Genomic DNA, 19,188 nt, shown 5'->3' on the forward strand with positions numbered 1-19,188 from the left:
TCAATGGCATCAGGCGCCGCGTGGAGCGGATTCCACACGTATGCCTGCCAAGAGCGCCGCGCCGAGTTGATGCGCAGCGAGATCAATCTGCCGCCCTTCTCCCGCCGACCAGTTGCGCCAAATCGCATAACGGGTCCGACCGTCGGGTGCGCCGTAATGGTCATAGACGGCCGGCATGACCGGCACATGGTCGCCATACCAGCACAGTACAGCTGGCTGCTCGCCGCGCTCTAGCACGCCACGCAGATGTCGCACCATCCGGTCCGCATTCAGCTGATGCCGCAGGTAAACGGTCAAATCCTTGCAGCCGGGCGCCTGCCGCTTGCTGATGTAGAGCCTTGCTTCATCTTGTTCGTTTACGCTCTCAAGATGCAGCGGTCCGTGATTTTCCATCGTGATGACAAAACAGAATAGCGGCCCGTCTGCGGCTTCCAGCACTGCAGCCACCTTGTCCGCCAGCGCGACATCCCCAACATAAGGCAGCCCGGCCTCCGGCGGCTCGAAGGCGGTGATATCGATAAACTCGTCGAATCCAAGCTCAGGATAAACGCGATCCCGCTCATAAAAGCTGGCTGGATAAGGGTGAATGCAGACAGTACGATAACCGCGCTGCCTGAACCAACGAGCCAAGGTGTAAGGAGAAGACTTTGCCAGCTTGCGATAGGGATTGAACTGCTGCACCCCCATTCGCACCGGACTCAAACCGGACAGAAAAGCAAACTCGCTGCGTACGGTATTCGCCCCCCATGCAGGTGTCGTCAGGCCACCAGTTTGCCATGAAGACGCACAAAGCCGGTCATACTCGAGCAGAACATCGGCACGAATATCCGAGGACAGGGTGCGTGCATCAAAAAAGGATTCGCTCTGGATCACCAGAACTCGCGTTGCCAGTGGTAATCCATCTGCGGACCATGACGCGGGCGGATCACATACATCACAAGGTATGTGTGATTCAGCCCATGCATAATAATGCATATAGGCATATACACCATGCGCCCTTAGATCTTCTGCGGGACTAAACTGCAAGTGGGGGTTGCATTTCTTGCCCAGCACACACAGCACCGCGCACACGCCGACAAGCAGTAGGAGCCCCCCCCAGAAATGCCACGGACTCAAACGGACAAGCACTGACGTCTCTAACCAGAAACCTGTTGCCAGGACAAGGCCAAACACGAGAAAACCAGCAATCGTCTTGGCGATTCCGAAAAAAGGAATATAAAGCCGCGGATGACGCAGCGCATCGAAAAAATACTCGAAGTCCTGAAAAATGAACGGCTCGCGCAAAGCGACATATTTGGCGTTATTGACCAGCACAAGCAGTGCGAAAAAGCCGGTCGATAATAGCGCAGCAAACCAGGGGCGCTGGAACAACAGCAGTTCGAAGCAATACACCATCAGCCAGCCATTCACATGCAGCAGGTTCGCCAGCCATGGCCGTCGCCAGCACGGGGCAGGAGCCGGCAGCATCGCCCGCTCAAGCAAAAGGGTTACCAAAACCCCAGCTAGCAACGGGAGCAGCAAGGCCATGAGCAGCTCAGACACGGTAACCGATCCAGTGCAAAATGCGCTGTGACATGCTGGCTGGCAGCACCGCCAACCACCAGCTGCCCCAGTTGAGCGGAAAAGGAAAACTGATTCGGGCCCGGTTGGCCGCCAGACCTCGCCGAATTACCCGCGCAGCACGCTCGGGCGACCAGAGGAATGGCTTGGGCCCTGGCATGGCATCACACATTGGCGAAGCGACATATCCCGGCATGATGACACTGACTTGCACCCCTTCTGGTGCCAGCCAGCCACGCAGAGCTTCGCCGTAGGCCTTGACCGCCGCCTTGCTGGCGCTGTAACTGGGCGTCATTGGCAGGCCATAGTACCCAGCCAGGGAACTCACCAGAGCAATCTGGCCACGCCCCCTGCGCCGCATGAACGGCAAGACCGCATGGACCAGTGCCTGTGTCGCGCGCAGATTCACATCCATCAGACGCTCGATGTCTTCCCAGCGTTCGCCAGCCGGATCATCAGTCAGATTGATATTCACACCCGCATTGGCAATCAGCAAATCCGGGATCTCTGTTGCAAAGACAGTGGCAGCCCATGCACGAAGCGCTGCAATATCGCGCAAATCCATCTGCTGGCAAATTACGCGCGCGCCTTTTGACTCACACGCCTGCGCCAGTGCACTCAAGCGCTCAGCATTTTGGCCAAGTAATAGCAATCGGCACCCATGGGTGGCGTATGTGAGCGCAAGTGCTCCACCAATGGCTCCGGTTGCCCCGGTAATCACAATGGAATTTGGCAACTCCATACATGCACCTTCCAAAAGGTTCGTCGTGATCGCACGACCAAAGGGTAAAACCGCAAAGGGTTGGCAAATGCTCAACATTTGCCGTATGTGATGTCAATCTTCAAATGAATCATGCATATCCCGATTCAGTGGCTACCGACATAATCCGTTTGTATTTGCCGGATACATTTCCAGTAGCAGCTCCAGCGGTGACCGCTCACTACCCAACACTGCGGCGCTCTGCGCGACCGCCATGGCAATTCCTGCTTTGCAATAAAAGCCACCGTTAATCTGCGTGGCATGGATGACCGTATTGCGAAAGCGCCTGAACAATTCCGGCTCAGGTGCAGATGCATTCAGCCAGAAGCGGTCGAGCCCATGCTGAAAGGTGAGCCCAGGAAGGTTGTATATCGGATCCGCCAGCGCAATCGTCGGACACGCCAAGCCCAAGGATACGCCGCCCACCGTGCTGTTCACGGTGATGACTCCACGTGCATGAGCCACCAGCTTGTGCAGATTGCCAGACTCCAAATAAACGATCCGACCAGCCAGGTCGAGCTCCCGCTCCTTCTGCCGCAAGAAACCCGCGTAATCGACTAAGCCAATATCGAGCGGATGATTCTTGATCACCAGCAGCGCATCGGACGGCGCATGGCGGGCAAAGGAGAGTAGCACCTCACTCAAAACCTCTGTCATGTCCGTATAGTGCGAGTGGTAGCGAATCTGCGCATCGCTATTGAGCTGCAAGGGCAACACGTAATAGCACTTGGCTGAATCCGCTAGCTGATTGATCTGTACATTGTCATTGGCATGCAGGCGCTTAACTCGCTGCAGACGCCATAAATAGGCCGCATATTCGACAGGGGCTGTTACCGGCGCGTGGGTGCGGTAGCCCGGATAGAGTAGGGGATTCCAGAATCCCGCTAGATGATAGATCACATCGTGAACGCTGCGCGCCAAAAAAGAAGATTCAAAAGGCGCTCCGTCGCCGTAGTCGGGCAATGCTTCGCCCGCCGCCATGAACCAGTCTGGATCCCGTGGTAACAAGGAGTGACCATTTACGCCTTCTCGCTCGAGCGTCACCCAATATGGCCGGAAATAGCCCTCCTCGAAAACATGATTGCGTACCCCACATGCTTCGCCGTGGAGGACTGCAGGCCGATGAACCGGACGCTGGTCGCCAAACATCAGCTGGTCGGTGATGTCATGCTCGGCATAGATGTGATCGAGCAAACCAGTTAATTTCGCGACATCACCCCTATGGTGAACCCCCCCCCCTTCCAGCCAGTACAGTGCATCACCAACATTGAAATTGACACGGCATACGGCATGCCCATCGGCTCGGAGTTGCTGTGCAAGCCGTGAAAAAAAAGGGGAACATACACCTTGCAGAAAAAGGAATGACTTGCGTGGCATCGTAACTACACAGCGGAATCAGGGATGGGCATTTTCTGTCGAAAAGCCTGGCGCAGTATACCGCAGAGGCCAAAGACGGGCCCTCAAAGATTAAAGTTTGCAAAGCTATTGCGCAAAGCCATGCCAAACCCAAATACGGCAATGATCACAGCGAGTGCATGCTTGGTCTAGCACCGCCACCGCGCACAAAACTTGGTGTAACATAGCTCCCCACCAATCTGACAAGAAGCGCCAGTCTCGGCATGATCGAGTCCGGCCAAACTGGCAATGAAACGCACTCGCAGCTCTCCGGAGATTTTCTTTGCGGTCATCCGCGCGCTAATACTTCGTGAAGCCGCCCTGCGCATCGCGGGAGGACGGCTCAGCTGGTTCTGGCTGCTCATGGAACCGATAGCCCACCTCGCACTGTTTGTTGCCCTGTTCGGCTTTATCCTGCAGCGCCTGATTCCCGGAACCGACCCGGCAATTTTTATTGCCATCGGCCTGATTGGATATTTCACATTCCAGCGTACTGCCACCCAAGTGAAAGTCGGCATATCGGCCAACCTGGCATTGTTCAGCTATCGCCAAGTCAAGGTGCTTGACACCCTGCTTGCTCGCGCGCTGGTTGAGCTGGTGCTAATGCTGCTTACCAGCGGCATCCTATTCGCAGCATTAGCCATGATCGGGCGCAATGTCATCCCCGACAACCCGCTGCTGGTGCTCGGCTCCCTTGCGGTAATGTGGCTTACCGGCCTGGGCTTCGGCCTGATTCTGTCGGTGGTGAGCACACTGAGCGAGGATGCAGGGAAGGTTGTTGACTTGATCATGCGACCTCTCTATTTCGTATCCGGAGTCATGTACCCGATCCTATCCATCCAACAGCCTTACCGCGACATGCTGCTATTAAACCCCCTGGTCCACGGTATCGAAATGCTGCGGCATGGCTTTTTTCCGCGTTACTCCTCTCCCCCCAGTATCGACCTGTCCTACCTGGCACTCTGGGCGCTCGCAATGATTTTTGTTGGTCTTTTACTGCAACGCCGCTTCTCACAGCGCCTGGTAACACTATGATCATCGTCAGTGACGTGCACAAACGCTATCAGACCGACAAGGGCTACGGAAAATGGGTACTGAACGGCGTGTCGTTCACCATTCCGCCCCGTGTAAATGTAGGGCTGGTCGGGCCGAACGGTGCAGGCAAATCAACTCTGCTACGCATCATCGGTGGCGTTGACCACCCCAGCAAGGGTGAAGTACGCAGAGATTGCTCTGTCTCTTGGCCCCTAGGCTTCGCGGGAGGACTGCAGGGAACCATGACCGGCCGACAAAATGCAAAATTCGTGTGCCGGATTCATGGCCGTGAAGAAGAAATCCCCGAGAAACTCGCGTTCATCCAGGACTTTGCCGAAATCGGCGACGCGTTCGATGAGCCGGTCAAAAGCTATTCATCCGGAATGAAGTCGCGCCTACTCTTTGGCATGTCACTCGCCTTCGATTTCGATGTCTATCTTTCTGACGAAATTACGGCCGTTGGTGATGCCGCATTTCGCAACAAAGCCGCGGCGGCTTTCAAGAAACTCTCGGACCATGCCGGACTGATCATGGTTTCGCATGGCGAAGGCACCCTTCGACAGTTTTGCCAGGCAGGTATCTGGCTGCATCAAGGTCAGGCCTACTGGTTTGACGATATTGAAGACGCATTGAAAAACTACAAGGACAGCATCAAATTATGAAATACCTGAAAGGCTTGGCCAGCATGTCGGCCAGCACCGTGAACTGGGCGCAGGGCTGGCTGCTACCCGCCATCATGCGACGCCGGGTATTTCGTACGGCTTTTTACATTTCATTGGCCGCCTGTATCTACTGGGGCTTTATTGCATCGGACCGCTACGTCTCCACATCGCATGTACTGATCCAGCGTACCGACCTGATGGCAAGCCAAGCGATGGATTTCGGCGCCCTGCTAGCCGGCGGCGGCAGCAATAACCGTGGCGACCAGTTACTACTGCGCGAACACCTGCTCTCGCTCGACATGCTGAAAAAGCTCGATGCAAGACTCAAATTGCGCGAGCATTTCAGCGACATCCGGCGCGATCCACTCTCAAGAATGTGGAGCAAAGATGAAGAGCTGGAGTATTTTCACAATTACTTCCTCAAGCGTGTCAGCGTTGAATTTGATGATTATTCTGGCGTGCTAATCATTCGCGCGGAAGCCTTCGAGCCTAAAATGGCCCAAGCCATCGTGCAGGCCATGGTCGAAGACGGCGAGCAATTCATGAACCAGCTCGGCCACCGCTTGGCCAGTGAACAAGTCATTTTCCTGGAAAAACAAGTGGTCAACCTGAATGAACGAGTCATGCTGACGTCGCGCAAGCTGCTGGCCTACCAGAACAAAACCGGAATGGTTGCCCCCAAAGAAGAAGCCGAACACATGGCGGGTGTGATCAATGCACTGGAAACTCAGCGTGTTGAACTGAGCACCAAGCGGGCTGGCATGCTGGCGTACCTGAGCCCAGATTCCCCCGACATTGCCAACTTGAATATTCAGCTGGACGCGCTCGACAAACAAATCACTGCAGAACGCCTGCGCCTGGCCTCGCCAGATGGCAAACCGCTAAATGCATCGGTGCTTGATTACAAAATCCTTGAAGGCGAGGCAAAACTGGCAGAAGAGGTATACAAGACCGCACTCGTGGCACTGGAAAAGGGCCGGCTTGAGGCAACCCGCAACCTGAAGAAAGTATCGATACTGCAGAGCGCGAACCTGCCTGAGTATCCGCTAGAGCCACGCCGGCTATTTAACATACTGACCTTTGTGTTGGTGACCCTGATCATCGCCGGCATCGTGCAATTGCTGGTCGCAGTCATTCGCGATCACAAAGATTAAAGTAAGTGGCTTACCTGATGAGTATTTCAATATCAAAACGGATTCACTCTAGCCAAGCACGCTTCATCTTCAGAATCCAGCACGGGATGCATTGATTCTGCAAACGCACTCAGCTGGATGCTGGTTAATACCAGCATAACGCCATTAATATTTACCCGGAACAAGCATGAGCAAACACTGGTTTATCAATCTTTCCATTGCCGCTGTCTGCATAGCCGGCCTCGCACAGGCTGCAAAGCTTGACCCCGCCAGCAAACTGATGGTGGTCAACGACACCTTTGCCAAGCCATCGGCAGCAAGCCAGATTGCAGCACAGGCTAATGCTCCGGCGCTAGTGCAGAACAGCAACGCAGGTTATGGAGACAGTGCCACCAGCGTCTTGAGCGAACCGAGCAAAGCCAGTGCAAATACTGTGTTTGGTGCAAACCTGTTCAGTGGCAATTTCAGCAACAAAGGAGGGGGGCTATTCAGCCCGGACTATCTGATTGCGAGCGGCGACAGGATCATCCTGCGGATGTGGGGAGCCTTTGACCTAGACACAGAATTGATCGTGGATCCACAAGGCAATGTGTTCCTGCCGCACGTTGGGCCGGTGAGGCTTCAGGGAGTACGCAACCAGGATTTGCAGAAAAGCATTAACACTGCCATTGCAAAGGTTTTCCGGGCCAATGTATATAACTATGCCTCATTAGCCATGGGTCAGCCGGTAAAGGTCTATGTCAGCGGCTTCGTCAATATGCCGGGCATGTATGAAGGCACCAGCACCGACAGCCTGTTGCAATACCTGGATCGAGCTGGAGGCATCGATCCCGAGCGCGGCTCGTTTCTTGATGTTCAGATCAAACGGGGTAACCAGACTCGCGCAAGCATCAACCTCTACGATTTCCTCACCAAGGGGAATATGCCGCAAGTGCAGCTAGCCGATGGAGATGTAATTTTCGTTGCTCCTCGTCATAATGTTGTCACGGTAAAAGGACTGGCCAGCAACCCAAAGCAGTTCGAATTCACCAGCAACACCATCGAGCTTGCGACTCTGGGGCAGTTAGCCAAACCGCTGCCGCATGCAACCAATATCCGTATCACCCGCAACACAGGAAACAAACAGAATACCGAGTACCACACAATTGCGAATGCAAACCAGCTAATCGTACAAAGCGGCGATGAAGTCGAATACACAGCAGACAAGAAGCCCGGAACAATTACAGTACGCATTGAAGGCGAGCATCTAAGCGCGCAGGAATACGTGCTTCCCTATGGGGCCAAGGTCGGCGATTTGCTAGGGAAGGTGGAGTATACCCCAAACTCCGATAGCGCCAGCGTGCAGCTTTTCCGAAATAGCGTTAAAGACCGCCAAAAAGCCATGCTTGATGTCGCACTGAAATCCCTGGAAGCAACGGTACTGACAGCCCGCTCCGGATCGGTCAATGAAGCAAAGATCCGCAGTGACGAATCGACAAAAATCCTCAACTGGATCGATCGAGCCCGTCAACTTGAACCGACGGGTCAAGTATTCATCGCCCAGTCATCTCGCAAGAATGATCTGCTGCTGGAGAATGGCGACATCATCCGCATCCCAGTAAAAGACGGGCTGGTGCTGGTAGGCGGCGAAGTACTCTTCCCCAACTCGATAGCCTACGATGAAAACCTGCGCGTTGAAGACTACATCAGCGCGGCAGGCGGCTTTACTCAGGATGCGGACTCATCCCGCATCGTGGTTGCCCATGCCAACGGCAGCTTTTCCAGCGAGAAAAACCTCAAAAAAATCAGCGAAGGTGATCGCATCATGGTGCTACCCAAGGTAGACACTAAGTTCATGCAATTTTCGATGGACATCAGCCAAATCGTTTATCAAATTGCTGTGGCAGTTGGTGTTGTGCTTGACTTCAAGAACTAGTTTACTCAATCAACTTGATAACGTTATCCAAATAAACGCGGCTTGAACAAGCCAGCAAAAAATTGCAATAGAGGAAATTTTATGCGGCATTTACTTATACCCTGTCTACTAGTCATAGTATTTCATGCTGCGCCAAGCCGGGCCGCCTGCACAATCCCTTCATCAGTCTTAAAAGCAGGAAGTCATGAGCTCATCGGCTCCTGCTCTTATAATGTCGCAATTAAAATAACAGAACCAAACACAGCGCTAAACTGCAATGGCGCAACACTAGATGGCGAAGGAAAACTCGGCACAGGTATTCTCGTGGACTCACAAGGGAAAGATTTAAGCAATATCTCTATAACCAACTGCAAAATCCAAAACTACAAGAACACGGGGATCGGGATTGGCTGGGCAATTCCCGACTATCAAAAAACCAATGGACAACACCCAAAATCCGTTAATATTGAATCGGTACACATCTCAGGGATATTAGGGGTCGGGATCTACATTGACGACCATACATCAGGCGTAACAATAAAAGACTCCTCAGTCAAGAACGTTCGGGGCGCAGGCATCTATATTGAGCACGACTCTGAGAAAAGCACGATCATCAACTCATTGTTTGTTGAAAATGGATGGAATGAGAAAGGACATCCAACCCAGCCTGCAATTGCAATAGATGCGTCAGAGAACAACACGATCTCGGGCAATAAATTCTTTGGAAACGGCCTTGCAGGAGTCGCACTCTACCGGAACTGCGATGAAGATTGGGAATCCGGCCACTCTGTAAAACGCGTCCACGGCGCAAACAAAAACCTGATCATTAACAATACGTTTAAGAACGAGATAGTTGGAATTTGGGTTGCATCCAGGCAAAGCCGCGACTTGCGATTCATGAAATGCGGAAGACCCCCCTACAAAATAGATAGCAATGGCGCCGTATTTGTAGAAGATGAAGCCATCGAAAACACAATAGCCAACAACAAAATTGAATCATCGAAAAAAGCCGGCATTATTGTTGAAATGGGCCCAAATGAAATTTCGGGCAACAACATAAAAGACAGCCACACCGACGACATTCTCACAGGGTCGGCAATATATAGCAGAGCCACTGGAAACAAAGCCAAAGCAATTAAGCTTCCCAACAACGTCGCCAAGATCAAATCACAGGAGTAACCGTGTCTAAGATAATTATCAATCATGTGATGTCCCAAGACGTACAGAGTAACATTTACAGTAGCATCATCAATTATTTTAAAGAATTCTCCGGTTCGGATTTTCAACATATCACAACAGTAGAGCCTATTTCAGAGGCATCTGTCTGGCACTACCATCGCCCTCATCTGGAAAAAAGGCTGAAACCACGCTCTGTAGTTACAGTTCATCACGATCTTTCTGATACCGACCCATGGTTGAGTTACGAGAAATTTCATGATCGCTACAAAGAGTCGCAAAAGATTGTCTGCTTGAACACACAGCAAAAAGCATACTTAACGGCACAAGGCATCACAAACACAACAATCATTCCGCACGGATATAACCGCAAGGTATTTATAGCCAATGAAGCCAAGCAAGTAAAAGAGAAATACACTTTCCTGGTTACATCTAGGCGTTATGGCCGCAGGGTCAAAGGTGAAGCCTACATTATTGATTTACTGAAATATTTAGACAACACTCACATTGCGTTTATTTTAGTTGGCCAAGACAGATCCCTCGACGCCCCCTATTTTGAAAAATTCGGGTTCGAAACCAAGATTTATGACAGGCTTCCATATAAATTATTCAACGACTTATATCGACAATCGGATTTTCTTCTGATGCCGAGCTATTTCGAAGGCGGCCCTGCAAACATCCCAGAAGCAGTTGCAACATGCACGCCAATTATCTGCAACCCGATAGGAATGGCCGCTGACCTAGTGCAAAACATGAGAAATGGGCTATATCTAACCATGGACCCAGTGACGGATGGAGAAAACATCAATTCACTAATAAAAAGCCCGAATAAGATCGCAGAAATATTCGCCAACTCAGCCACCCAGGAACATTCATCAAAGGCAATAACCTGGGAAAAATCAATAAAGGCAAACTGCGACATTTACCGGGAGATAAATTGATGCGCTTCTTTTCACCAGACAGCCTACACATAAACACGAAGAACTTTAAATCTATCTTCGATTTTATTACAGAAGGAAAGCACGAGTTTGATCAACACATAAAGGATGCTCGTATAATTGCCAACTACGGCAATTATACCGACTTCCCCTTAGAAGCATCCGCGCAACTAGAACAATACAAGCAATACAACAAAGAATTACTCTACACAGCTCAAATCGACGGAGTGAATCTTTTCAAGCTATGTCAACTTGAACTGCTATCTTACGTCTTCGCAATCACGCCTCATAAAGATCACCCTACGTTTTACACATTCGAGGACATATTCAACTACTGCCATAACGAGCACAAAGAAATACTAATCAGAAACATAGCTATGGCAGCATACTGGTATCATTACTGGAAGCGTTTCTTGCTAAACGCACCAAAATATGACTTCGCTCTGATTTTTTCAGGCAGCTTATCGTACACGCGAGCCCTCATCGAGCAGTTAAAAACCACCAGCACACGGGTTTTCATTTTAGAAACCTTTTTTACCGGCAATGATTTTTACTGCGAAGAAACATTTGAAGCAATACCGAACAACTCGCAAATAAAGTCCGAAAATTACTACAATCAACTACTAAAACTTACTGACACCAGCCACAAAGAAAAGACGAAAGCGCTAAATAAAATACAGCTCGGCTGCAACTTGAATGTCAAACAACCCCCAAGAAAAAACGCGCCCTTATTCAAGAACAAAAGACGCACAATTTTAATACTAGGCCAAGTTGCAAACGATTTTTCACTAATCAATGGACAAGGCGGCGCGATTTCTTCAATCAGCCTATACACAAAACTCATCCAAAAAATACTTGACCAAAGCGACTTTAATATTGTTTTCAAAGCCCATCCGTGGGAACTAAAGAAAACCAATATGAAAGCAAATGTAACGGCCGATGAGATTCAGCGTAGATTTGCCAATGAACAACGCCTTTGCGTTGTATCTGATTTCAATATTGATGAGCTCTTTGATAATGCAGATTCTGTAGTAACGATCAATTCTCAATCAGGAATTGAGGCTGCGTGGCAAGGATTCAAGCCTATTACACTAGGTCTTCCGTTCTATGGTCACAAAGGATTTAGCACAGATTTCCATCCGTCGAATATTGATGCGGCAATTGATTTTATAGCAAAATCACCAAACGATAATTTTAATCTCACTTTACAAGAGTATGATAAGTTCGAGACGTTTCTGACTGTCATACTACAAGGCCAGTTGATAAGTAAGCATCCATCAGGGTTAGCCAAACTGCGCACCCTATTCTCCGCTTTGTCCGCAGTGACCTACCAATCAAACCCTATCAAGTCTCCCCAGCGCGAGCCTAAAATCACACATAGCACTGAATCCACACAGAACCGAGAAGCCATCTCGGAGGAAAAAGCCATCTCGGAGGACAAAAGGAACAGCACAGAGTTAACGCCTTTCCAACGAAAACTGAGAAAATTCAAGCGCTCACCCAAGCGTTTCTTTGCAGACAGCAAGCACAAATGGATGCGCCCGCTTGCTCATTTCTTTAGGGCATAAAAATGTCTATAGATATTCAAAAAATTATATCTACGCATGAGAAAACCATAAACGGAAAGAAAGTACTCTTCGTCCCCAAGAGCCACAGCGATAAATTACTTGTACTGCTAAGTGCCCACAATCAGAAAAACAACTACTTCCTTCTTAGGACTTTTCTCGAGAACCAAACTGACAATTTACTATTTTTAACGGACACGAACAATACATGGTACCTTGACAATGACAAAGGCAAAACTTACGCAGAAATAATATCTAGCTATTCAAACAACTTTCCGGAAGGAAATACTTGCATTTTTGGCTCATCCATGGCCGGATATGCGGCAATCCATTTCGCTCTAAAAAACAACTTGCATTGCCTTGCGTGCAACCCACAGGTCAGCATTGAGTTAAGTTTGGATTATGGTTGGCACGAGCTAAACAAGAACATGCTGCGGACCATAAATAATGGCGGCGCGGTAAATCTGCAAGAGCTAGCCGAGCAGCAGTCTAATCATACAGGCGTGATTTTTATTATTCATGGCCACGCACCGATAGACATAGCAAACGTTGAACTAATTCTTGAGGCAACGCCCAACCACAGGAAATTAATAACCCATACAATTGATAGCGATGATCACGCAATGCCTTTTGGGCGCGACATCGAAAAGGTCAACGCAGCACTCGATTTAATTTTTGCATTCCACAAATTCAACCTGCCGATTGGCGCCACACAATCCAACATAAAAATATTAAAAGACAACCGCCACCACAATAACAGGCACGGCATTAAACGGTACTACAAGAATTGGAAAGGCTCCGACCAACAGTCTTTCGCATGGAACAGGCGTCACTTCCTCCAAAATCCAGGAATTTATTTCTGCCGTGACATCGGACTTTACAATTCGAGCGGCGAGAAAACTGGCACCCCCTTCATTTTCGACGGAAGCGAGCTATGGCAATTAAAATCAGCTATGCCCTGCGATAAAATACACGACTTCTCTGCAGATGAAGTTCCATATGGCCCTGTTAGCAACAACCAAGCCATAGGTAATGCATGGTTTCGCGCTCCTGATGGAGAGTGCCTCCTCCACTCAGATGGGGGCGGCCATTTCACAGCAAAATTCATCACCGGGAAAAACTGCTACTTTAACATCAGCTTAAATCACTTTCTGGATAGTGGGTTTAAAAATGGCCATGAAATATCATGCATGATCGACGTGGAGGTTGAGAGAGGAAGTATCACGTTAAGTTTGGGCGCCCATGGAATATCTGGCTATTATCAAGCCAACAAAATAATTGAATCATCTGGGCGCCACACGCTTGTTTTTCATGCCGACACAGTAAACAACAAACACAGAGATGCGCTGTTTGCGCGCATATACTTCCTCTCTGACGGAAAGAGCAAATCTATTAAAATCAATAGCATTGCATTTGCACACGGAAACTTACCAACCGTAGAAATTTTCGAGAGCACAAAAAATGATTAACCCTTCTAACACAACCCCATTCTCACTTTTTGGCGGGATCAATGTCCTGGAATCCAAAGAGCTAGCCTTAACTGCGTGCGATGAATATGTCCGAGTCACCCAGAAACTGGGGATCCCGTACGTATTCAAAGCGTCTTTTGACAAAGCGAACCGGTCTTCTATCCACTCTTACCGCGGCCCTGGGCTGGAAGAAGGTATGCGCATCTTCGAAGCGGTGAAGACCGAATTTGGTGTTCCTGTGATTACCGATGTACATGAGCCATGGCAAGCACCATTGGTTGCCGAAGTCTGCGACATTCTGCAGCTGCCAGCCTTTCTGGCGCGGCAGACTGATCTGGTTGTGGCGTTGGCTAAAACAGGCAAGCCGATCAACATCAAAAAGCCACAATTTCTCAGCCCATCCCAGATGCTCAATATCGTTGACAAATTCAAAGAGGCGGGAAACGATCAACTTATTCTGTGCGATCGCGGCACCTGCTTTGGCTATGACAATTTGGTCGTTGATATGCTGGGCTTTGGTGTGATGAAAAAGGTTACGGGCAATCTACCCATTATTTTCGATGTAACGCATGCCTTGCAGCAGCGAGATTCGCTGGGTTCGGCGTCGGGTGGCCGGCGTGAGCAAGTTCTTGATCTTGCGAAAGCGGGTATGTCAGTCGGCCTAGCAGGGCTTTTCCTTGAGGCCCACCCGGATCCGGCCAAGGCCAAGTGTGATGGCCCTAGCGCCCTGCCACTCCATCAACTCGAGCCCTTCCTTACCCAGATCAAGGCCATTGATGATCTGGTCAAATCGTTTCCACCGCTAGTGATTGAATAATCATGTCAAAAGTCATTATTGTCATTCCGGCCCGGTTTGGCTCAACCCGATTACCAGGCAAGCCTTTGCTGGATATTGGCGGCAAGCCAATGATTCAGCATGTCTATGAAAAAGCTTGCTTGGTCAAAGGCGTAGACAAGGTGCTGGTTGCTACCGATGACCAGCGGATCATCGATACCGTCCAGCATTTTGGCGGTACCGCAGTAATTACCTCGACCGATCACCCGTCGGGGACGGATCGGCTTGCGGAAGTGGCTCGCCAGCATCCGGCAGATGTCTATATCAATATCCAAGGCGATGAGCCATTGGTCAGACCGGAAGATTTGCAGGCCCTAGTCGATATGATGTGCAGTCATCCTGAGGTGGATGTCGGATCGCTCTATCATCCTGTTTCCGCTGACGAGTCAAGAAACCCAAATACAGTGAAGGTAGTACTGAACAATAATGGCAATGCGCTGTATTTCAGTAGGTCTCCTATTCCTTATCCTCGGGAGGCTGATGCAGCGCTATACAATAAACATATCGGTGTTTATGCATACCGTTCCGCGGTGCTGAGTCAGTATGCACAACTGCCTCAGCCTATGCTGGAAGCGGCCGAATCACTGGAACAACTGCGCTTGCTGGCTAGTGGTTACACCATTCGCATGGTGGGTGTAGCCCCTACGGCCCCAGGCGTTGATACACCGGAGTGCCTGGAAAAAGTGCGCGCGATTGTTGCTGGCCGGAGCTGGCAGGCAGTAAATCCGCTTGCAAGCATCCGCTTGGTGATTACTGATGTGGATGGCGTGCTTACCGATGGCAGCATCATTTATGATGCCTCCGGAGAGTGTCAAAAGCAATTTCATGTGCGGGACGGTTTGGGCATTCGTATGCTGGAAGAAAGTGGCATCCGGGTTGCCGTACTTTCGGGACGCGATTCGGCCACCCTGCGCAAACGCGTTGAAGACCTTGGGATTTCATTCAGTCTGTTTGGTGTAAATGACAAGGCTGCAGCTTGCCTACAGCTGATGTCTGAGGCGGGAGTAGGGGCTGCTGAAACTGCCTGCATAGGGGACGACACCATTGATCTGCCTGCTTTTGAAGTATGTGCTGTCGCAGTCGCAGTAGCTGATGCACCAGATTACATCAAGAAGCATGCCCGGCTTTCACTCAACAAACCAGGCGGTCAGGGGGCATTCCGGGAGTTTTCGGATATGCTTCTTGCTGCGCAGGGCAAATCATCCATTTATGAGTCGGCGGCGGGCTTCTTGCAAGCCATGCACAAAGTAGCCCAGTAAGTTCATTGCACACTTGAAACTTGATTAGTCCTGATGCTGCTTCTGCTCGTGCAGCAAATTGTCACCCTAGGGGAAGACTCTGCACAGGCAGTTCGATAGTAGAATCCTAACCCTGCGCGTGCTCAAGAAGCGAGTCGACCTCTTATTTGTTTTGTCGCACAAAGTCGTGCACCACCTTCCGATTAGCCGCTCCCGCGATGACGGAGTATTGCCCATGGAAGAATCAGTCTGGATGTTGTTTGCCAGCAGCATGCCTGAATGCGGTTTCCCCGGGCGGAGAGTGATGAAGTTGCTGCACGGTTCTACTACATGACCTACATGATCTGGATAATCCGTAACTATGCCCAACTCTGTAAATTCTCTGGAAATTGCAAGACAAGTCATCGACATCGAAATTTCAGCGCTGCACGATATGTCCAGCCGGCTCGGGGCAGATTTTCATGCTGCGGTTCAGCTAATTCTTTCTACCAAAGGGCGCGTTGTAGTTGTTGGAATGGGGAAGTCCGGGCTGATCGGCAAGAAGATTACCGCCACATTTGCATCAACCGGTACTCCTTCTTTTTTTGTTCATCCCGCCGAGGCATTTCACGGAGACCTTGGGATGATCAAACCGACCGATACTGTACTGATGATTTCCAATAGCGGTGAATCTGAAGAGCTGGTCAGGCTAATCCCCTTCCTCCAGTATCAGGAAAACAGGATCATTGCCATGACAGGGCGTCTTAACTCTACTCTGGCAGTCAATGCGCATGCTGTTCTGGATATTTCGGTCAAGCAGGAAGCATGTACCAACAACCTTGCGCCAACGTCCTCGACAACTGCGACACTGGTCATGGGCGATGCCTTGGCAGTAGCACTGTCCACTCTAAAAGATTTCAAGCCTGAAGATTTTGCACGTTTCCACCCCGGCGGTAGCCTTGGTCGGCGGTTGCTCACAAAAGTGCGAGATGTCATGCATAAACAAAACCTTCCAACTTGCCAGCCCGACACAACGTTCCGCGATCTTATCCACAGCATTTCTGCTGGCCGCCTTGGACTTGTATTGGTCATGGACGGTAATGAAGAACTCGCAGGCATCATCACTGATGGTGATGTGCGTCGTGCATTCGAAATGCACGAAGACCCAACAACGCTTTCGGCTCAGCACATCATGACAAAGCAACCCAAGGTCATCGGTCAAAATGAGAGTTTTGCGTTTGCAGAGGAATACATGCGCACAAAAAAACTAAGTTCGCTTATCGTTCTTGACGCGCACGACAACGTCGTTGGTGTACTGCAGATTTATGACATTGGCTAATCAGCAACCCTCACACTTTCTTGCTCTGAGCAAGCCCGTCTTTTCGCAATGCGCCAGCAAGGGGCTTTTACCCGCCCCTTTGACGCTTTATCGACCCGGCAAACAGTTAGCCCTCGGTACGACCGTCATTGGTTGGGGATTAAAACCTTCAGCAGCAAAGGCACGTTTATTTGCCGAGATGAAAGGACTGAATTTCATCACCGTTGAAGATGGTTTTCTGCGATCAGTGGGTATAGGGCAGGGAGAGTTACCTCTCTCTCTTGTTCTGGATGATTTGGGCATCTATTACGATTGCCGCAACCCATCCCGCTTGGAAGCGCTTATTGCAATGCCGCTCACGGCAATTCAGCATACGCGCGCCCAAGCGCTAAGGCAGCATTGGTGCGCTGGTGCGGTTTCCAAATACAACCATCAGCGCATCGTGCACCCGACTCTGCCAAGGGGCTTTATTCTGGTAGTTGACCAGACGTATGGCGATGCAGCCATTGAATTTGGAGGGGCGTCAGCCGATACATTTGAGCGTATGCTGAATGCTGCATTAGCTGAAAATGCAGGGTCTCCCGTTGTACTGAAAATTCATCCGGAAGTTCTGGCCGGGCGTAAACGCGGGCATTTTTCGCTCGAAGCGCTACGTACCAATCCGCGCATTATCTTGCTAGCAGACGATATCCACCCGGCAGAACTGTTGCCTTTGGCATCGCAGGTATATGTTGTAACATCGCAGATGGGGTTTGATGCACTGCTATGGGGCGTTCCGGTACGCTGTTTCGGCATGCCATTCTATGCGGGATGGGGTTTGACCTCCGATGACCTGCCAGCACCTTCACGCCGCAGTCACGCAAATCTGGAGCAATTGATTCATGCGGCCCTGATTGCTTATCCACGCTATGTCGATCCGGAAACCCAGCAGACCTGCGAGGTAGAAGTTGTACTGGCCCATCTTGCGCTGCAACGTCGTATGCGCAGCCGACTGCCGAACTGCGTGCAGGCGTATGGATTCTCGAAGTGGAAGCGGCCAATTGTGCAAGATTTCACCTGGGGTAGCCAGGTGGATTTTCTACGATGGAAGCGCTGGCGCCGGAAAACAGCCTTGCCAATGCTGATTTGGGGCAAGAAACACCTGGAAGCGTTTCCGGACACTGAATACCCAGACATACAAACGACCACACGCATTTCTGTCGAGGACGGATTTATTCGATCAGTAGGCCTGGGGGCTGACCTTATCCGACCAGTGTCATGGGTATTCGATTCCAGAGGTATTTATTTTGATGCTTCCCGCCCTTCCGATCTGGAACATTTGCTCGAGCATGTTGATATGGATGACGCTTTGCTGTTGCGGGCGCGCCGTTTGCGTGAACGAATTGTTGCAGAAAAGTTAACCAAATATAACGTTGGCACTGGCTCCTGGCAGCGCCCCAATAGCAACAAGCCAGTAGTGCTGGTTGCTGGCCAGGTGGAAAGCGATGCATCAATTCGGTATGGCGCAGGCCAGATTCGGAGCAATATTGGCTTATTACAGGCAGTGCGAACGGCACAGCCGGAGGCATGGATCGTTTACAAGCCGCATCCTGATGTTCTGGCGGGCTTGCGCGAACGCGGCCAGAACGAAGATGAAGCCTTACACTGGTGTGATGAACTTGTCACTGATATGCCGATGGCTGATATGCTCACCCAAGTTGATGCCGTGCATGTATTGACTTCACTGACTGGATTTGAGGCGCTATTGCGTGGTGTTCAGGTTGAAGTATGGGGCATGCCGTTCTACTCGGGGTGGGGATTGACGCACGACCATATGCAGTGCAATCGACGTACTCGCCTTCGCAACCTGGACGAACTGGTAGCCGCAGCCTTGATCCTTTATCCAGTATATGTCAGCCGAATAACTGGGCGCTATACCACACCGGAAAGAGCATTGGATGAACTTATCAGCTGGCGTCAGAGTAAACAGGCGGCACTCCCTTGGTGGCGATTGGCTCTACGCAAGCTTCTCCCCTATGTGTAATAAATGGTCATGAGCGCGGTCCTTCATGTCAGCATGGCACTACACACAAGCGCTCGTCTCATTGCTTTGCGGTGACTCTTCACACATGGTAACGAGTCACGCATGATTAGCTAGCCAGGGTAAAACAAGCCGCTACACCATTGCATTTGGCATATGTATCCATTCCCAATCAGGATACTAGCTATTTGTTGAATGACTACAGCAAAAA

15 protein-coding genes are annotated in these 19,188 nt (G+C 50.4%); 12 read left to right on the forward strand and 3 right to left on the reverse strand.

Annotation, left to right across the window (positions count from 1 at the left end):
* Nucleotides 1–9: 9 nt before the first annotated feature.
* The 3 genes from INR99_RS00575 to INR99_RS00585 are packed head-to-tail and all read right to left on the reverse strand — an operon-like array spanning nt 10 to nt 3,697.
* Nucleotides 10–1,542, reverse strand: coding sequence for an LTA synthase family protein (locus INR99_RS00575; protein WP_194114347.1), 1,533 nt, complete (start codon nt 1,540–1,542; stop codon nt 10–12).
* The gene (locus INR99_RS00580) at nt 1,535–2,380 is read right to left on the reverse strand and encodes an SDR family NAD(P)-dependent oxidoreductase (RefSeq protein ID WP_308431422.1); all 846 of its coding nucleotides are present in this window, start codon (nt 2,378–2,380) and stop codon (nt 1,535–1,537) included. The genes INR99_RS00575 and INR99_RS00580 overlap by 8 nt, the downstream gene beginning before the upstream one ends.
* A gap of 54 nt (nt 2,381–2,434) precedes the next feature.
* The gene (locus INR99_RS00585) at nt 2,435–3,697 is read right to left on the reverse strand and encodes a capsule polysaccharide biogenesis protein (protein ID WP_194114349.1); all 1,263 of its coding nucleotides are present in this window, start codon (nt 3,695–3,697) and stop codon (nt 2,435–2,437) included.
* Between the two features lie 267 nt (nt 3,698–3,964).
* Here INR99_RS00585 and INR99_RS00590 point away from each other — a divergent pair, with 267 nt between their 5' ends.
* From INR99_RS00590 to INR99_RS00645, 12 genes are all read left to right on the forward strand, one after another.
* Nucleotides 3,965–4,750: an ABC transporter permease gene (locus INR99_RS00590; protein WP_194114350.1), complete on the forward strand. Its 786-nt coding sequence runs from the start codon at nt 3,965–3,967 to the stop codon at nt 4,748–4,750.
* Nucleotides 4,747–5,412, forward strand: a complete 666-nt coding sequence (locus INR99_RS00595) for an ABC transporter ATP-binding protein (protein ID WP_194114351.1) — start codon at nt 4,747–4,749, stop codon at nt 5,410–5,412. The genes INR99_RS00590 and INR99_RS00595 overlap by 4 nt, the downstream gene beginning before the upstream one ends.
* 38 nt (nt 5,413–5,450) lie before the next feature.
* Complete coding sequence (locus tag INR99_RS00600; RefSeq protein ID WP_228098011.1) at nt 5,451–6,566, forward strand: KpsE/RkpR family capsule polysaccharide export protein; 1,116 nt, start codon at nt 5,451–5,453, stop codon at nt 6,564–6,566.
* Between the two features lie 166 nt (nt 6,567–6,732).
* Complete coding sequence (locus INR99_RS00605) at nt 6,733–8,460, forward strand: polysaccharide biosynthesis/export family protein (RefSeq protein WP_194114352.1); 1,728 nt, start codon at nt 6,733–6,735, stop codon at nt 8,458–8,460.
* 81 nt (nt 8,461–8,541) lie between these two features.
* Nucleotides 8,542–9,618, forward strand: a complete 1,077-nt coding sequence (locus tag INR99_RS00610; protein ID WP_194114353.1) for a right-handed parallel beta-helix repeat-containing protein — start codon at nt 8,542–8,544, stop codon at nt 9,616–9,618.
* A 2-nt stretch (nt 9,619–9,620) separates the two neighbouring features.
* Entirely contained in the window at nt 9,621–10,556 is a 936-nt protein-coding gene (locus INR99_RS00615) for a glycosyltransferase family 4 protein (RefSeq protein WP_194114354.1), read from the forward strand.
* Nucleotides 10,556–12,121 carry a capsular polysaccharide export protein, LipB/KpsS family gene (locus INR99_RS00620; protein ID WP_194114355.1) on the forward strand — a complete coding sequence of 522 codons (1,566 nt, stop codon included), beginning with the start codon at nt 10,556–10,558 and terminating at the stop codon, nt 12,119–12,121. The genes INR99_RS00615 and INR99_RS00620 overlap by 1 nt, the downstream gene beginning before the upstream one ends.
* 2 nt (nt 12,122–12,123) lie before the next feature.
* Nucleotides 12,124–13,587, forward strand: coding sequence for a hypothetical protein (locus INR99_RS00625; protein ID WP_194114356.1), 1,464 nt, complete (start codon nt 12,124–12,126; stop codon nt 13,585–13,587).
* Nucleotides 13,580–14,404 (forward strand): 3-deoxy-8-phosphooctulonate synthase, encoded by an 825-nt coding sequence (gene kdsA / locus INR99_RS00630; protein ID WP_194114357.1) that lies wholly within the window; start codon nt 13,580–13,582, stop codon nt 14,402–14,404. The genes INR99_RS00625 and kdsA overlap by 8 nt, the downstream gene beginning before the upstream one ends.
* Before the next feature lie 2 nt (nt 14,405–14,406).
* Complete coding sequence (gene kdsB, locus INR99_RS00635; RefSeq protein ID WP_194114358.1) at nt 14,407–15,681, forward strand: 3-deoxy-manno-octulosonate cytidylyltransferase; 1,275 nt, start codon at nt 14,407–14,409, stop codon at nt 15,679–15,681.
* Between the two features lie 340 nt (nt 15,682–16,021).
* Nucleotides 16,022–16,978: a KpsF/GutQ family sugar-phosphate isomerase gene (locus INR99_RS00640; RefSeq protein ID WP_194114359.1), complete on the forward strand. Its 957-nt coding sequence runs from the start codon at nt 16,022–16,024 to the stop codon at nt 16,976–16,978.
* Nucleotides 16,971–18,980 (forward strand): capsule polysaccharide biogenesis protein, encoded by a 2,010-nt coding sequence (locus INR99_RS00645; RefSeq protein WP_228098012.1) that lies wholly within the window; start codon nt 16,971–16,973, stop codon nt 18,978–18,980. Before INR99_RS00640 ends, INR99_RS00645 begins: the two co-directional genes overlap by 8 nt.
* Nucleotides 18,981–19,188 lie beyond the last annotated feature (208 nt).

The organism is Chitinilyticum piscinae (genome assembly GCF_015223195.1).
Lineage (GTDB): Bacteria > Pseudomonadota > Gammaproteobacteria > Burkholderiales > Chitinibacteraceae > Chitinilyticum > Chitinilyticum piscinae.

Excerpts from the sequence above, each read along its gene's own strand:
- INR99_RS00625 (WP_194114356.1), top strand. The coding sequence starts at position 12,124 with ATGTCTATAGATATTCAAAAAATTATATCTACGCATGAGAAAACCATA.
- INR99_RS00620 (WP_194114355.1), top strand. The coding sequence starts at position 10,556 with ATGCGCTTCTTTTCACCAGACAGCCTACACATAAACACGAAGAACTTT.
- INR99_RS00585 (WP_194114349.1), bottom strand. The coding sequence starts at position 3,697 with ATGCCACGCAAGTCATTCCTTTTTCTGCAAGGTGTATGTTCCCCTTTT.
- INR99_RS00595 (WP_194114351.1), top strand. The coding sequence starts at position 4,747 with ATGATCATCGTCAGTGACGTGCACAAACGCTATCAGACCGACAAGGGC.
- INR99_RS00640 (WP_194114359.1), top strand. The coding sequence starts at position 16,022 with ATGCCCAACTCTGTAAATTCTCTGGAAATTGCAAGACAAGTCATCGAC.
- INR99_RS00580 (WP_308431422.1), bottom strand. The coding sequence starts at position 2,380 with ATGTTGAGCATTTGCCAACCCTTTGCGGTTTTACCCTTTGGTCGTGCG.
- kdsA (WP_194114357.1), top strand. The coding sequence starts at position 13,580 with ATGATTAACCCTTCTAACACAACCCCATTCTCACTTTTTGGCGGGATC.
- kdsB (WP_194114358.1), top strand. The coding sequence starts at position 14,407 with ATGTCAAAAGTCATTATTGTCATTCCGGCCCGGTTTGGCTCAACCCGA.
- INR99_RS00610 (WP_194114353.1), top strand. The coding sequence starts at position 8,542 with ATGCGGCATTTACTTATACCCTGTCTACTAGTCATAGTATTTCATGCT.
- INR99_RS00605 (WP_194114352.1), top strand. The coding sequence starts at position 6,733 with ATGAGCAAACACTGGTTTATCAATCTTTCCATTGCCGCTGTCTGCATA.
- INR99_RS00590 (WP_194114350.1), top strand. The coding sequence starts at position 3,965 with ATGAAACGCACTCGCAGCTCTCCGGAGATTTTCTTTGCGGTCATCCGC.